The 14,687-nt window shown below is 68.9% G+C and carries 10 protein-coding genes; all 10 read left to right on the top strand.

What is annotated here, in order from left to right; all coding sequences use genetic code 11:
* Positions 1-9: 9 nt before the first annotated feature.
* Positions 10-1,830 (top strand): type II secretion system protein GspD, encoded by a 1,821-nt coding sequence (locus tag V5B60_RS01870; protein WP_332345335.1) that lies wholly within the window; start codon positions 10-12, stop codon positions 1,828-1,830.
* Complete coding sequence (locus V5B60_RS01865) at positions 1,827-3,107, top strand: tetratricopeptide repeat protein (RefSeq protein ID WP_332345334.1); 1,281 nt, start codon at positions 1,827-1,829, stop codon at positions 3,105-3,107. The genes V5B60_RS01870 and V5B60_RS01865 overlap by 4 nt, the downstream gene beginning before the upstream one ends.
* A 51-nt stretch (positions 3,108-3,158) precedes the next feature.
* Positions 3,159-4,871, top strand: a complete 1,713-nt coding sequence (locus V5B60_RS01860) for a GspE/PulE family protein (protein ID WP_332345333.1) — start codon at positions 3,159-3,161, stop codon at positions 4,869-4,871.
* A gap of 4 nt (positions 4,872-4,875) precedes the next feature.
* Complete coding sequence (locus tag V5B60_RS01855) at positions 4,876-6,078, top strand: type II secretion system F family protein (protein WP_295356006.1); 1,203 nt, start codon at positions 4,876-4,878, stop codon at positions 6,076-6,078.
* Between the two features lie 4 nt (positions 6,079-6,082).
* On the top strand, positions 6,083-7,627 hold the full coding sequence (locus V5B60_RS01850) for a hypothetical protein (RefSeq protein WP_332345332.1): 1,545 nt from the start codon (positions 6,083-6,085) through the stop codon (positions 7,625-7,627).
* A complete protein-coding gene (locus V5B60_RS01845) occupies positions 7,624-8,298 on the top strand; it encodes a hypothetical protein (protein WP_332345331.1) in 675 nt (224 codons plus the stop codon). Before V5B60_RS01850 ends, V5B60_RS01845 begins: the two co-directional genes overlap by 4 nt.
* 95 nt (positions 8,299-8,393) lie before the next feature.
* Entirely contained in the window at positions 8,394-8,903 is a 510-nt protein-coding gene (locus tag V5B60_RS01840) for a hypothetical protein (protein WP_332345329.1), read from the top strand.
* A 3-nt stretch (positions 8,904-8,906) separates the two neighbouring features.
* Complete coding sequence (locus V5B60_RS01835) at positions 8,907-9,893, top strand: hypothetical protein (protein WP_332345328.1); 987 nt, start codon at positions 8,907-8,909, stop codon at positions 9,891-9,893.
* A gap of 147 nt (positions 9,894-10,040) precedes the next feature.
* Positions 10,041-11,429, top strand: coding sequence for an SWIM zinc finger family protein (locus V5B60_RS01830; RefSeq protein WP_332345327.1), 1,389 nt, complete (start codon positions 10,041-10,043; stop codon positions 11,427-11,429).
* A 4-nt stretch (positions 11,430-11,433) separates the two neighbouring features.
* Complete coding sequence (locus V5B60_RS01825; protein ID WP_332345326.1) at positions 11,434-14,643, top strand: DUF6493 family protein; 3,210 nt, start codon at positions 11,434-11,436, stop codon at positions 14,641-14,643.
* Positions 14,644-14,687 lie beyond the last annotated feature (44 nt).

The following is a 14,687-nucleotide window of genomic DNA, read 5'->3' as shown; positions in this document are numbered from 1 at the left end:
AGCCTGAGCGTGTCCCCGAGAAGCCTTGACGCCGTCGTGTTGCTGCTGGTGCTCGCCGCCTGCACGCCGACCACCCTGAGCACCGGGCCGTCGCCGGGGCATCTGCAAGCTGAGGCCGTGGCACGGCCGCCGGGTGCCATTCCGCAACCGGTGCAGCAGAGCGCCGCGCTGCCGCGGCCGCGCTCGACCGCCCGCACCGAGACCTACAGCGTCGTCGTCAACAACGTCAAGGTGCACGACCTGCTGTTCGCGCTGGCGCGCGACGCGAAGATCAACGTCGATATCCATCCCGGGATCACCGGCACCGTCACCCTCAACGCCATCGACCAGACCCTGCCGCAGTTGCTCACCCGCATCGCCAAACAGGTCGACATGCGTTTCGAGATGGATGGTCCGAACCTCGTCGTCATGCCCGATTCGCCTTACCTGAAAAATTACAGGGTCGATTACGTCAACATCTCGCGCGACGTGACCAGCATCGTGTCGACCAACACGCAGATCTCGACGAGCGCGCTGGCGACCGGCAGCGGCGGCGTCGCCGGCACCGGCAACACCTCGCGCATCCAGATCGACAACAAGTCGAAGAACAGCTTCTGGCAGTCTCTGGAGAAGAACCTCAAGGATCTGCTGCACGAGACGGACAAGGTCTTTCCCGAAGGATCGACCGAGACCGTCACCGAGCAGAGTGCGTCACAGAGCACCACCGGCACCGGCGCCGCGCCGCCTGCGCCGGGTGCCGCGGCACGGCTCGGCCAGGCCGTACAGTCGCTGGCCGGCAGCCCGAATCCGGCGGTCCTGCAGAATACCGGTGCCACCATCGTCAAACGGATGACCTTCCGTGAGGCGGCGTCAGTGATCGCCAATCCCGAGGCCGGGGTGATCACGATCCGCGCGACCGCCCGCCAGCATGAAAAGGTCCAGGAGTTTCTCGATCGGGTGATGCTCGGTGCGCAGCGGCAGGTACTGATCGAGGCGACGATCGTCGAGGTGACGCTTTCCGATGGCTACCAGCAGGGGATCGAATGGAGCCGGCTGACCAGTGGCACCGAGTACAGCGTCAGCCGGCCGCAGTTGACGACCAACGTGCCCAGCGCGGTGACGCCCTTCGTCATCAAGTACAGGGACATCAATCCCTTGAACCTCGTCGCGACCGTGGAACTGCTGCGCGCCTTCGGGGCCGTGAAGGTACTGTCGAGTCCGAAGCTCGCGGTCCTCAACAACCAGACGGCGACCCTCAAGGTTTCGGAGGACTTCGTGTACTTCAGCGTCAAGCAGGACACCGTCCCGGGGGGGCCGAACACCAACGCGACCGTCACGACGACGACGACGCCGCAATCGGTGTCGATCGGGTTTTTCATGAGCCTGACGGCGCAGATCAGCGACACCGGCACGGTGACGCTGAACGTCCGGCCATCGATCTCCAGCATCGCGGAACTGAAACAGGACCCGAATCCGGCTCTGGCTGCGGCGAACATCAAGAACCTGGTGCCGCAGATCCGCATGCGCGAGATCGAGTCGATGATGCGTGTCGAGAGCGGCGACATCGCCGTCCTTGGCGGCCTGATGGAGGATCGCCTGGACAACCGGCTGGGTCGGCTGCCGTTGCTGGGCGATATCCCGATCGTCGGCGAGGTGTTCAACAACCGCAACAACTCGTCCGGAAAATCGGAACTGGTCGTCCTGCTGCGCCCGACCGTGATCAAGGACGCCTCGATCGACGGCGACTTCAGCAGTTTCCGGAGTTCGCTGCCGGACCGAGACTTCTTCCGCAGCGACCAGGTCTTCCAGCCCTTCACAGTCCCCACGCGGCGTCCGGAGCCACTGCAGTGAGCCTGCTGATGGATGCCCTGAAACGGGCCGAGGAAGCCAAGAGGCAGGCCGCCGCAGGCGCGCAGCCGGCCGCGCCCGCGGCGCCGCCGGCAGCGCCGCCCGAGCTGAGCCTCGATCCGCTGGACGCGCCGGCGGCCGTACCGGGTCGCTCGTTGCCGCCGCTGTCGCGGCACCTCGATGCGGTGGACGCCGATCTTGCCGCCGGCGTCGGTGGGCCGCTGCCGCGGCGCGGCCGCACGGCAGCGGCGGCAGAGGGGGGCGACCGCGGCGCTGACGACGCCGCCCGGACGGCGGTGAAGAACGTCTTTGCCGTCAAGCAGGAGCCGCGCCCGCGGACGTCGCTGTGGCTCTTCGTCGGTCTGGGTGGCGCAGCGGCGCTGGCGATCGCCGGTTATTTCTGGTGGCAGTTGCAAGGCCTTGCCGGCGGCTCGCGGGTCACCCCGCCGCCAGCGGTGGCGGTGGTCCAGCCGCCGGTCGTTCCGGCAACCGCCAGCCCACCACCGGTTGTCCCGCCATCGCCAGCTGCGATCACAGCGCCGCCCGCGCCGCCGCCGGTACCGGCCGCGGGCTCGTCGCTGTCGCCGCAGGCCGTGCCCGGGCCGGCTGCGCCGCCGGCGGCGGCGCCTCGTGAGCGCCGCCAGCGGGACGAGCGCGCCGGCAACCTGCCGGCTGACGATGCAGGCGTCGTCCGTTCCGCCAGTCGCCGTCCGCAGGCCGAGCGGACGCTCGACAGGGCCTACGAGGACTGGCAGGCCGGCCGCCTCGACGAGGCCCGGAGCGCCTACGAGCAGGCGCTGCGCAGTGATCCGCGCAATGCCGACGCACTGCTCGGACTGGCGGCGATCGCGCTGCGGCAGGGCCAGCTCGAGCGGGCACAGAACCTCTACCTGCGGGTGCTCGAATCGGATCCGGCAGACGCCACGGCGCAGGCGGCGCTGATCAACCTGCACGGCGGCGGTGATGGCGGACAGTCCGAGAGCCGTCTGAAGACGCTGCTGGCGGCGCAGCCCGATTCACCGCCGCTGCACTTCGCCCTCGGCAACCTGTATTCCCGGCAGCGTCGCTGGAGCGACGCGCAGCAGGCGTATTTCCAGGCCTATGCACTCGATCCCGACAATCCCGACTATCTCTTCAACGTCGCCGTCAGCCTCGACCACCTGCGCCAGGGCAAGCTGGCGCTGCAGTACTATCGCATGGCGCTGAATGCCGCCGACCTCAGCCGCGCCGCTTTCGACCGCAATGCAGCCCGGCAACGAATCCTTGAACTGCAGCCCTGAGGCGCTGCCCGTGCCGCTTCCGCCGCATCAACCTGGTCCGCCGGCGCAGCCATGAACGCTCCTGCCATCCACCCGCATGCGCGGCCGCTGGGCCAGATCCTGATCAGCAAGGGCATCCTCAGCGAAGACCAGCTGCGCATCGCGCTGCTCGAGCAGATAAAGTCCAACCGGCCGATCGGCAAGTTGCTGGTGGCACTCGGCTTCGTCTCCGAGGCGACGCTGCGCGACGCGCTGTCGGAAAGCCTGGGCAAGCAGAGCGTCGATCTGTCGAAGGCGATCATCGATCCCTCGGCGCTCAGGCTGGTGCCGCGCGACCTCGCCAAGCGCCACCACCTGCTGCCGCTCGATTACGACGCCGCCAATCAGTGCCTGACGGTGGCGATCGCCGACATCAACGACATCGTCGCCCTCGACCGGATCCGCGGTCTCGCCGGCGACGACCTCGAGATCAGCACGCTGCTCGCCGGCGAGACCGAGATCGACCGCGCGATCGACCTGTGCTACGGCTACGAACTGTCGATCGACGGCATCCTGCACGAGATCGAGACCGGCGAGATCGACTTCCGTGGCCTGCAGTCCTCGTCCGACGAGTACAGCCAACCGGTCGTGCGGCTGATCGACTCGATCATGACCGACGCCGTCAAGCGCGATTCTTCCGACATCCATTTCGAGCCGGAGGCGAGTTTCCTGCGCATCCGCTACCGTATCGACGGCATGCTGCGGCAGATCCGTTCGCTGCACAAGACCTACTGGCCGGCGATGGCGGTGCGCATCAAGGTCATGTCCGGGATGAACATCGCCGAGACCCGCGCGCCGCAGGATGGACGCATCTCGCTCAACATGCGCGGCCGGCAGGTCGATTTCCGCGTTTCGGCGCAGCCGACGATCCACGGCGAGAACATCGTCCTGCGCATCCTCGACCGGCAGAAGGGGATCGTTCCGCTCGAGGGTCTCGGCCTTGCCGAGCGCCAGCTCGACCTGCTCAAGCTGATGATCGCGCGGCCGGAGGGGATCATCCTGGTCACCGGGCCGACCGGCAGCGGCAAGACGACGACGCTCTACTCGGTGCTCAACCACATCAACTCCGAGGGGGTGAACATCATGACCCTCGAGGATCCGGTCGAGTATCCGATGACGCTGGTGCGGCAGACCTCGGCGGCCGAGTCGGTCAAGCTCGATTTCGCCAACGGCATCCGCTCGATGATGCGCCAGGATCCGGACATCATCCTGGTCGGCGAAATCCGCGACGCGGAGACCGCCGAGATGGCGCTGCGGGCGGCGATGACCGGCCACCAGGTCTATTCGACGCTGCACACCAACTCGGCGATCGGCGCCATTCCGCGCCTGCTCGACATCGGCATCCTGCCCGACATCATGGCGGGCAACATCATCGGCATCATCGCGCAACGGCTGGTCCGACGTCTCTGCGTGCACTGCAAGGTTCCCTATCAGGCCGAGGCGCACGAGGCGCACCTGCTCGGCAAGCTGGTCGACGGGCCGCGGCCGGTCATCTATCGCCCGAGCGGCTGCGAGCGCTGCGAGTTCCAGGGCTATCGCGGGCGGCTGGCGATCATGGAACTCATGCGCATCAATGCCGACATGGACGAACTGATCGCCCGCCGCAGCACGCTGCGCGAAATGCAGCAACTGGCCCGGCACCAGGGGGTCGTCACGCTGGCGGACGATGGTCTGCGGCGTGTTCTCGACGGTTCGACATCGCTCGAGGAAATCGGGCGCGTCGTCGACCTGACCGACCGGATGTAGGTCCATGCCGCTGTATACCTACAAGGCGGTGAGTCCGGACGGTCGCATGGTTTTCGGCCGCATCGACGCGATCAACCTGGTCGACCTCGATCTGCGCCTGCGGCGCATGGAACTCGACCTGGTCAGCGGCGAGCCGCTGAGCAATCGCAGCCTGCTGCGCAGTGGCGGCATCCCGCGGCGCGAACTGATCCACTTCTGCTTCCATCTGCAGCAGCTCGTCCGTGCCGGCGTGCCGATTCTCGAGGGGCTCACCGACCTGCGCGACAGCCTCGAGCATCCGCGCTTCCGCGAAGTGGTCGCCAGCCTGATCGAGTCGATCGAGGGTGGCCAGACGCTGTCGCAGGCGATGGAGAGCCATCGCCGCGTCTTCGACGCGGTCTTCGTCAGTCTCGTGCGCGCCGGCGAGGCGACCGGCCGCCTGCCGGACGTGCTCAACAGCCTGAACGAATCGCTGAAGTGGGAGGACGAACTGCTGTCGCAGACGCGGAAGATGGCCGCCTACCCGGCCTTCGTCGGTTCGATCGTCATCGCCGCGACGCTTTTCCTGATGGTCTACATGGTGCCGCAGCTGCGGCTGTTCGTGAAGAGCATGGGACAGGTGCTGCCGCTGCAGACGCAGATCCTCTTCCTGGTGTCCGACCTGCTCGTCGCCTACTGGTACCTGCTGCCGACGCTGCCGCTGCTCGCCTTTTTCGCCGTGCGGTTGCTGCTCAACCACAACCCGCTGGCCAGGTTGCGCTTCGATGGCCTCAAGCTGCGCGTTCCCGTGCTCGGCAACATCCTGCGCAAGATCATCCTGGCGCGCTTCGCCAACACCTTCGCGCTGCTCTACGCTTCGGGCATCCCGATCCTCGAGTCGATCCGGACGACGCAGGGCGTCGTCGGCAACCTGGTGATCCGCCAGGGGCTGGAACGGGTCGAGCAACTGATCGTCGAAGGGCAGAACGTGACCGCCGCCTTCCACGGTACCGGTTTCTTCCCGCCGCTGGTGATCCGCATGCTGCGCGTCGGCGAGAACACCGGTGCGCTCGACGAAGCGCTGCTCAACGTCAGCTACTTCTACAATCGTGACGTGCGCGAATCGGTGCAGAAGATGCAGCAGCTGATCGAGCCGCTGCTCACCCTGCTGATGGGCGGCATGCTCGGCTGGATCATGCTCTCCGTGCTCGGTCCGGTCTATGACGTGATCAGCAAGATCAAGACCTGAAGCCATGCCTGCCCGTCGCCTGCTCTATCTCAGCGCGCACCAGCTGACCGCCTGCCTCTGGCACGCCGGTACGCTCAGCGACGAGGGATCCTTCGACTTCACGGAGGACGGGCGCCTGCGCTTTCTCCGTTACCTCGAAGGCAAGCGCAAGAGCCTGTTCTGGCTCCTTGCCAATGTCGCCGACGAGGGCTTCCATGTCGAGAAGATCCCGTTCCTGCGCGGCGACGACCGCAAGGCGGTGATCGCGCGCAAGCTCGGGCAGCACTTCTTCAGTGCGACGCTGACCGCCTCGCTCTCGCTCGGTTACGAGAAGTCGCGGCGCAAGGATGAACGCGTCCTGCTCGCGGCGCTGACCAACAACGAGTTCTTCGCTCCCTGGCTGGCGGCGCTTGCCAGCTCCGGGGTGGCTCTTGCCGGCGTGCATTCCGTGTCGATGCTGGGGGCCACGCTGCTGCGAAGACTTGCCGTCGCCGACGAGCGCTGCCTGTTGCTGACGATTCAGGACCAGTCGATCCGGCAGAGCTACCTCGAGAAGGGGCAGCTTCAGTTCAGCCGCCTCAGCCCGCTGCCGAACAGCAGCATCGGCGGCATCGCCCAGACCTTCGCAGCCGAGGCCCGCAAGTTGCAGCAGTATCTGGTCAGCCAGCGTCTGATCTCCCGGCAGCAGCCGATCAGGGCCTGCCTCGTCGCCCATCCGCAGGCCATCAGTGCGATCCAGAGCACTTGTGTCGACAGCGACACGCTGTCCTTCGCCATCTTTGACCTCGAGCACTGCGCGCAGCACAGCGGCCTTGCGACCTTGCCGATCGACAGCCGCTGTGACCGACTGCTGCTGCACCTGCTGGCCAGCGACCCGCCGCGCAGCCAGTTCGCGAATGATCAACAACGCCATGGTTATCATCTCTGGCTCGTCCGTTCGGCGCTGCAGGGGGCCGGTGTCGTTGCGCTGGCTGCCTGCCTGCTGTGGGCCGGCAAACAGGCTTACGATGCCCATCAGGTCAATCAGGAGGTCGATCTCCTGGTCAGCGAAACGGCGCTGGCGCGTCGACGTTACGACGAGATCGTTCGCACCTTCCCGCCGATAGCGACGAGCAACGACAACCTGCGGCGGGTGATCGATCGCTACCTCGAGGTGGAGAGAAGCGCGGGATCACCGGACTACCTCTGGCGGGAGCTCGGTCGCGCCCTGGGCCCTGCGCCGGCGATCGAGCTCGATGCGCTCGACTGGAAGCTCATGCCGGCGGCTGCAGCGTCGCGGTCGCTCGTCGGCGATGACGGCAAGGGCCGGGCGCCGGCAGCGCCAAGCGACGAGACGCTCGTCGTTCGCGGCAGTATCCGGCTTGGTGACGACAGCAATCCACGTCAGGTGCTCGCCGTGTTCAACCGTTTCCTCGACGCGCTGCGACGCAACCCGCAGCTCGAGGTCGAGGTGCAGCAGCAGCCCTTCGATGTCGAATCAGGCAAGGCGCTGAAGGGTGGTGACGCAGCCGCCGGGGAACGGCAGCCGCGCGCCTTCCGGCTGCAACTGCGGCGGGTGTCCGGGGCATGAAGTTCAGCGCCGAAGACTGGCCGAAGGTCCAGGCCAGCGCGCTGCTGGCATTGCTCATGGTCGCCGTCGGCAGCGTCGCCCTGTACGCCGCGAACCGCTTCCACGACGCTGCCGAGCGGGCGCGAACGGTCGCCCTCGCGCAGCGCAGCGAGGCCGATGGCAAGCTGCGGCGGGTGCGCGAAGAGGAGAGCGAGATCAAGCACAAGTCGCTCCTCTTCAACAGGCTGCAGGAGCGTGGCATGATTGGCGCAGAGCCGCGGCTGGAGTGGATCGAGCTGCTCAACGACATTCGTGACCGGCACCGCCTGCTCGACCTGCGTTACGAGCTGTCGCCGCAGCGGCCGCTGGACAGCGCCGAGGTCGGCGATTTCGCCTTCTATCTCAGCTCGATGAAGATCGACCTGAAGTTGCTGCACGAGGAGGATCTCAGTCGTTTTCTCGCCGATCTGCGGCAGCAGGCGAGGGCGCTGATCCGCATCAACCGCTGTCACGTCGAGCGGCTGCCAGCCGGCTCGGAGGAGCGTTCCGGCGGCCGCGCCAATCTGGCGGCCGAGTGCGAGATCGACTGGCTGACGGCGCGTGAGGCTGCCAGGAAGCAGCCGCCCGACGACGGCCGCGGCGCGGGTCGCCAGGGCGCGGTGGCGGGTGGCGAGAGAGGTACGGGCAGATGAGGGGTGGGCAGCTGATGCAGCGGGCACGGCGCGCGGCCGATGAGGGCCGCTGCGGGCGCGCGTGCGGCGAGATCGCGGCGCCGGACGGGTGGGGAATGAGTGAGCGACGTTGCGCCCTGGCCGTACGGCAGCTTCCCCCGCCACCTCGGGCAGGCGCTGTCGGGCTCTGGCTCGCCGGCGGCATGCCGCTGCTCTGCCTGTGGCTGGCGATGCCGTTGCCGGCGGTCGCCGAGGAGGCGCTCGATCGCCTCTTCTTCACCCCCGAGCGACGGCAGCAGCTCGACCGCCAGCGGCAGAGCAACTCCCTCGACCAGCAGGCGGTCCAGAGCGAGCCGACGCTGACCATCGACGGTGTCGTGACGCGCAGCAGCGGCCGGCGAACGGCTTGGATCAATGGCATCCCGCAGAGCGAAGGCGACGTCGGCAGCGGCGTCAGAGTCCGCACGCAGCGGGCCGATCCCGGCCGGGTCGTCATCGGCACCGATGCGCTGCCGCCAACCAGGGCACGCGTCGGGGAGACGGTCAACAGCAGCAGCGGCGAGACGCAGGATCTGCTCGATGGTGGAACGATCGTCGTTCATCGTCGCCCGACAGCGACGAGATAGCCGATGCGCTCGCGGCCCGAAGGCGGAGTCAGGCGGTTGCCGGCGGCTGCACCGCGGCGACAGAGCGGCGTTGCGCTGCTGGCGCTGCTGACGCTGCTGACCCTCTGGGGACTGTATCTCCTGGTCGGCGAACTCAATGTGACGCAATTCCAGGTCGCACGCAAGGAGGCGGCAGGAGCCGCACTCGCCCAAGCGAAGCAGGCCTTGATCGGCCGCGCGGCGGGTGACGACAACCGCCCCGGCAGCCTGCCGTGTCCGGCCGTCGACGAGAGCGGCGTCGCACCGCTGTTCGCCGGCAACCAGTGCCCCACCTACGTCGGCCGTCTGCCGTGGCGCACGCTCGATGTGGGCGAGCTGCGCGACGCCGCCGGTCAATTGCTCTGGTACGCCCTGGCGCCGGCACTGCGGGACGACGACTCGGCGCAGCCGATCAACTTCGAGACCGTCGCCGAGTTGCGGCTCGACGGCGCGGCGAACGTCGCGGCGATCGTTTTCGCCCCGGGCGTGCCGCTGGCCAACCAGAACGGCCGACCGGGCAACGCGGTCGCCGACTATCTCGACGGCAGCAACGCCGACGGCGACCAGGATTTCGTCTCCGGACCGCAGTCGGCGGCCTTCAACGACGTCGTCCTGGCAGTCACGCGTGACGACCTCTTTCGCGTCGTCAATCAGCGCATCCTCGGCGAGGTCCGCGCGCGTGCCGAGAACGCGAGCCTTCCCGACCATGGGCTGCTCGGCTACCAGGCGCTCAACGGCGGCTTCCCGGCTGCCGACGGCGACACCGACGGCTGGGCGGATGCGGGTGTGCTGGCGGGCCGGCTGCCGTACCGTGATCTCTCGTTCAGCCCGGCGGCTCTCGCCTGGCTGACGGCCAACGACTGGTGGCGGCTGGTCAGCTACACGCAGCTCAGCCCCTGCCTGGCGCGAATCGGCATCGTCGGCAGCGCGGCGACGATGGATGTGTCTGGAGCCAGCCCCGCTTGTCCCTGAGCAGCTGGCGAACGCGTGCCGGAATCCGCGCGCGTGCGCCGCGCGTGGCCGGTTTCGACGCCGTTGCGAGACACCGGCCAGGCAGCCCGTGTCACCCGGCGGCACGGCCCGAGCACTGCCCGAGCAACTCACCGGAGCGACGACCGCATGTCGGCAAGCGCACTCAACTTCACCTATCGCTATCCATGGCCGTCGGGCGTCGTCGCCTCGCCACAGGCGCAGACGCTGCAACTCGCCACCTCATCGCGCGGCGACGGACACCCGCATTTCTTCCACGGCCGCATCGAACAGCCACGCAGCGTCGCCGACATGCTGCTGGCCCTGCTCGACGTCGTCCGCACGCACTACTTCCTGCCGCGGCCACCACAGATGGACCCGGTGGTGACGAGCAACGATGCGATGCTGCGTTTCGAGGGATTCAGCGGCTGTTGCGGGGTCTACGTGCGTGTCGATCTCGACACGGTCGGGCTGGCCGCCGAACGGCTCGGTCGGGGAACGACCAACGTCGACTTCAACATGCCGATGCGCGCCGCGCTGATGCGCCTGCAGGACCACGAGCGGGTCGAGTTCTCGGTCGGTCGCGAAGCCTTCACGCTGAGTCGCGGCGAGGCGCGCGTCGTCGAAAAGAAGGTGCGCCTGCCGCTGCGCTGGATCAAGGGATTCAGCGAGGTGCAGGCCTACCTGCCGCGCTTGGTACTGCTGGCCGACGTCACCGGCGCCGAGGCGCGCCGCTTTGCGCGCAGCCTGCCGCTCGGCAACGTTCCCCGGCAACCGTCGTTCGTCGTCCAGTCGGGTGCTTCGCTGCGCCTCAGCCAGCGGCCGGCCGCGGGTGCGGTCGCGGTCAGCGGCGTGCAGCGGCTGCGTACGCTTCCCGGACTGGTGCAGCGCGCCGAACGTCTGCGCATCTGGAGCGACGCGGTGTCCGGCGCTTCGGCGTGGGAAGTCGTCTTCGCGGTCGGCCGGGTGACGCTGCTGGTCAGCCCGGAAATCCAGCGCGGCTTCTCTGGCGAGGGCCAGGTGTTGTCGACGCTGGCTGCCGCGACTTGGCAGAAGGCGCTGCCGAAGGTGCGTGCGCAACTCCGCTGGCAGAACGAGATCGACGTCGGCGAGGTGGCGCAGGCGACTGCCCTGACTGCCGACGAGGTGGCGGCCGCACTCGCGGCGCTCGGCGCGCGCGGCCTCGCCGGTTACGATTGCAGCAGCGGCCGCTACTTCCACCGCGAACTCCCCTTCGACCTCGAAGCTGTCGAGGCGATGCAGCCACGCCTGCTCGACGCTCGGCAACTGCTGGCCGACGACAAGATCGAGCTGCTGGCGGGCAGCGGCGGCGACAGCCACGACTTCGCCGTCACCGGCACTGACGTCGTCCACCACGTCCGCTTGCGCGCCGACCGTGACCGCTGCTCGTGCCCGTGGTTCAGCAAGTCGCAGGGCGAGCGCGGACCATGCAAGCACATCCTCGCCGCGCGCCTGTTCCGCGACGGCCATGCGGACCCGCCAGCGCCGGCCGGGACGAGCGGCCGCCTGGATCGGTGAGCGCATGAACGAAAGGGACTTCGCCGCTCTCGTGGTCCGCCAGTCGCCCGCGGAGATCGTCGACGCCCTGCTCGCCTTGCCGTCGGAAGAGCGCCGGGTGCTGGCGCCGATCGCCGCCGACCTGTGGCAGGAGGTCGATGGCGGACGGGTGATGAACGAATGGCTGGTACTGCTTCCCGGGGCGTCCACGACGCGCAGCGGCAACCTCGGACGCGGTTGGCGCGAGCAGCACGCCAAACTCTCACTGGCCGTCCTCGTGCTGTGCAACATCGACCGGGCCAAGCGCGTGCACTGGCTCGGTTCGCGCGCTGCGGACGCTCTGCTGCGGCGCGTGTTTGCGGCGCGCGACGCCGGCTGGCGCGAAGCCTGGCTGCGCCATCGCTTGCGCGGAGAGTTCCCGGGAGTTCATTGGAGTTTCGTGCGGGGCCTCGTGCGTGACGGACTGTGTCGCCGCCCGGATGAGGGCGACTCGCTGCGCGGCTACCTGCAGCTGATGGTCAGCGACCTCAATCCGGGCTGGTCACGGCCGGGCGTCGCGTACATTCCGCTCAGCGCCCGATTGCTGGCCGACCCCGGCCTGCTCGACGACGAAATCTGGCGACTCTTCGAAATCGATACCCAGGTTTACGACGACTCCTGGACGCGCCGGAATCCGCGTTGCCCCGCCGGCTACGAGAGCTGGAGCGACGCGCTGGCCAGGCTCGCTGGCGAAGGAAGCGTCGACCGCCAGCGCCTGCTCGACGCGACTCTCGCCGGCCTGTGGGCGAGCAGCAGCAACAGCGTTCTTGCCGGTCACCACCGGCTGCACTGCCGGCTGGCGCCGAGCGCCGACGAACTCGACGCGCGCGAGGGGGCTTACCGCGAGTTGCTCGGCCACCGCGCCGGCCCGGTCGTCGGCTTTGCACTCAGGCAACTCGCGCTCATCGCGCGGCGGCGGCCACTGGCCGCCGCACCGACGCTGGCCGCGATGCCGCCGCTGTTCGCGCTGCCGGCCAGGACGCAGCCGCTGGTGGCGCTGAAAATCGTCGGTCGGCTACTGCAACGGGAAAAGCCGCAGGGCGAGCTTGCCGAGGCCGCTTGCGCCGTCCTGCTCGAGGCGTTGCGACATCCGGCGAGCGACGTACAACAGGCGGCTGCGCAGTTCCTTTGCGCCCATGCCGGCACCTGGAGCGACGACCAGATCGCACGCGTGCGCGCCGTCGAGCGGGAACTCGCTCCGTCGGCGCGCGCCCTGCTCGCTGCGCTCGATCGCGAAACGGCAGGCGTCCGGCCGGCGCCGTTGCCGTTGACCGATGCCGCGGCGGCTGCCGCAACGATGACGGCAGAACGGCGATGGCGCGCGCGCGTGCAGGCTCTGCCCTCTCGCCTGCGCGCCGTCGGCGGATTGGCCGGCGAAGTCGATTTCTCGCTGCCACCACCGCCCCTGGCGATCGCGCTGACCGACCTGCCGATCCTGAAGACCCTGCCACCGGTGTCGCCCATCGCCGGCATCGACGAACTGATCGACAGCGTCGCGCACGCCATCGAGGCGGTCGATTCCGCCACGGAGGTCGAGCGCATCGTCGACGGCATCGCGCGCCTGTTCGACGACCGGCCTGGCGATTTCGCCGCGCGCACGCAGGCGCTGGTCAAGCGGATGCACACGGGTGCGCTCGCCGACGCGCGCGGCATCGTCCTGCCCGGGACACCCAACGGCCTGCGCGACCTCGTCCTGACCTGGCTCGAAGGTGGCCCGCGGCATACCAACTACCCGTACTGGCAGCAGGTGCGCGGGCCGATGCGCTTCATGGACCGGCGCCTGCGCGAGCTTGCCCGCCATCTCGACCGCCACGGTGCGCTGCAGCCGCTGGCGACGCCGACCCATGCGCCGGGCTGGATCGCGCCGCAGGTCTTCGTCGAGCGCCTCGCCCACTACGCGCGGGCCGCTCGGCGGCCGCTCGCCAGCGACCTCCTGCAGGCCCTGCTGCGGCTGGCGCCCGACGGTCGTGGCGAGGCGCTGGCGTTGGCCGGTGCGCTGCGCGGCGAATGGGCGCCAGCAGTTCGCTGGGCGCTTGGCGGCGGTGCCGGTCCGGAGGCGCAGAGCAGAAGGCAGGCGGCCCTCTGGGTCGCCGCCGGTCGCGCGCGTGCACCGCACGCCGATCTCAGCGGCCCGCTGGCCGCGCTCGGCCTGCGCATCGACTGGCCGGATGTCCTGCAGCCGGCCAGCTATCAGTGGCGGGCCACGACGCGCACGCTCCACCGGCACGGTCGTGAAACGATCCATCCCTGCCTCGACCTGCAGGTCTCGCCGGCGCCTTGGCGAGCGCCACCCTTGCCGACACCGGCCTGGGGTGCGGCGGCGAGGGTTCGCGCCGGCGCCGCCTGGCTGATGCATCTCGCCGGCAGCCTGCGGCTGGCGGCCCCATCGCTGGCGCTGCGCACGTTCACCCCGAGCCTCGCCGTGCCGACCTGCCTGGCGCACGAATCGGCGCCGCATCGGTCGCTGGCCGTCGGCTACTCGGCGCCCTGGCTGATCGACTGGGCGCAGACGCTCTGGCCGCTCAATGGCGACGCGTTGCTGGCATTCGGCGTGCGCCTGATGGTCGAGCGTATCGACCTCACGGCAAGCGCCGGTGAACCCCTGCATCCTTTCCTGACGCCGCTGTTTGCCGGCAACCGGCTGTGGTCCGAGCTGGGCGTTCTGGCGTTGTCGATCGCCCTGGCCAGTCGCGACGGCGACCTGCGGCGGCTGGCGACGGATCTGCTGATCGAAGGCATCGCCGACGGCCGCGCGCACCCCGACGAGCTGGCCCGCGTACTGTGCCGTCTGGCCGCTGGCGGCTGGTTGAAGGCCAGCCGGTTGAGCGCAGCGCTGGGCGAAGCTGCGCGCGTTTCGCCCCTGCACCAATGGACAGTCGCCGGCATCATCGAGGGTGCGCTCGAGGTCTTCCTGGCACAGAGCGGCAAGGCCAGCGTCGCCCTCGAACTGCTGCAGGAACTGCTGGTCGAGCTCGATGGCGGGCCTTCGGCCGTGACACTGCAACGCCTGTCGGCAGTCACCAGCGGCAAGGCGGGAATCGTTGCCGGCGCGATCCGCGCCCGCGCCGATCGCCCGGCGCGGCAGTGCTTGGCGGAAGCGCTGCGTTCCGCCTGGGAAGTGCGCTTGTGCCGGGTCGAAGCCTGGGCGGCGGACGGCGAGCTGCCGGACGCGGAGCACCTGATCGCGGCTCCGTGACCGTCGCGCCGGGGACGACCACAGCCGGTTGATCGCCAGCGGAA

It is taken from the genome of Accumulibacter sp., from assembly GCF_036625195.1.
GTDB lineage: Bacteria > Pseudomonadota > Gammaproteobacteria > Burkholderiales > Rhodocyclaceae > Accumulibacter.
This window is presented reverse-complemented; position numbering and strand designations above follow the sequence as displayed.

What these genes read in the sequence shown, in the direction of transcription:
- V5B60_RS01860 (WP_332345333.1), top strand. Translation starts at nt 3,159, where the DNA reads ATGAACGCTCCTGCCATCCACCCGCATGCGCGGCCGCTGGGCCAGATC.
- V5B60_RS01855 (WP_295356006.1), top strand. Translation starts at nt 4,876, where the DNA reads ATGCCGCTGTATACCTACAAGGCGGTGAGTCCGGACGGTCGCATGGTT.
- V5B60_RS01850 (WP_332345332.1), top strand. Translation starts at nt 6,083, where the DNA reads ATGCCTGCCCGTCGCCTGCTCTATCTCAGCGCGCACCAGCTGACCGCC.
- V5B60_RS01845 (WP_332345331.1), top strand. Translation starts at nt 7,624, where the DNA reads ATGAAGTTCAGCGCCGAAGACTGGCCGAAGGTCCAGGCCAGCGCGCTG.
- V5B60_RS01840 (WP_332345329.1), top strand. Translation starts at nt 8,394, where the DNA reads ATGAGTGAGCGACGTTGCGCCCTGGCCGTACGGCAGCTTCCCCCGCCA.
- V5B60_RS01835 (WP_332345328.1), top strand. Translation starts at nt 8,907, where the DNA reads ATGCGCTCGCGGCCCGAAGGCGGAGTCAGGCGGTTGCCGGCGGCTGCA.
- V5B60_RS01830 (WP_332345327.1), top strand. Translation starts at nt 10,041, where the DNA reads ATGTCGGCAAGCGCACTCAACTTCACCTATCGCTATCCATGGCCGTCG.
- V5B60_RS01825 (WP_332345326.1), top strand. Translation starts at nt 11,434, where the DNA reads ATGAACGAAAGGGACTTCGCCGCTCTCGTGGTCCGCCAGTCGCCCGCG.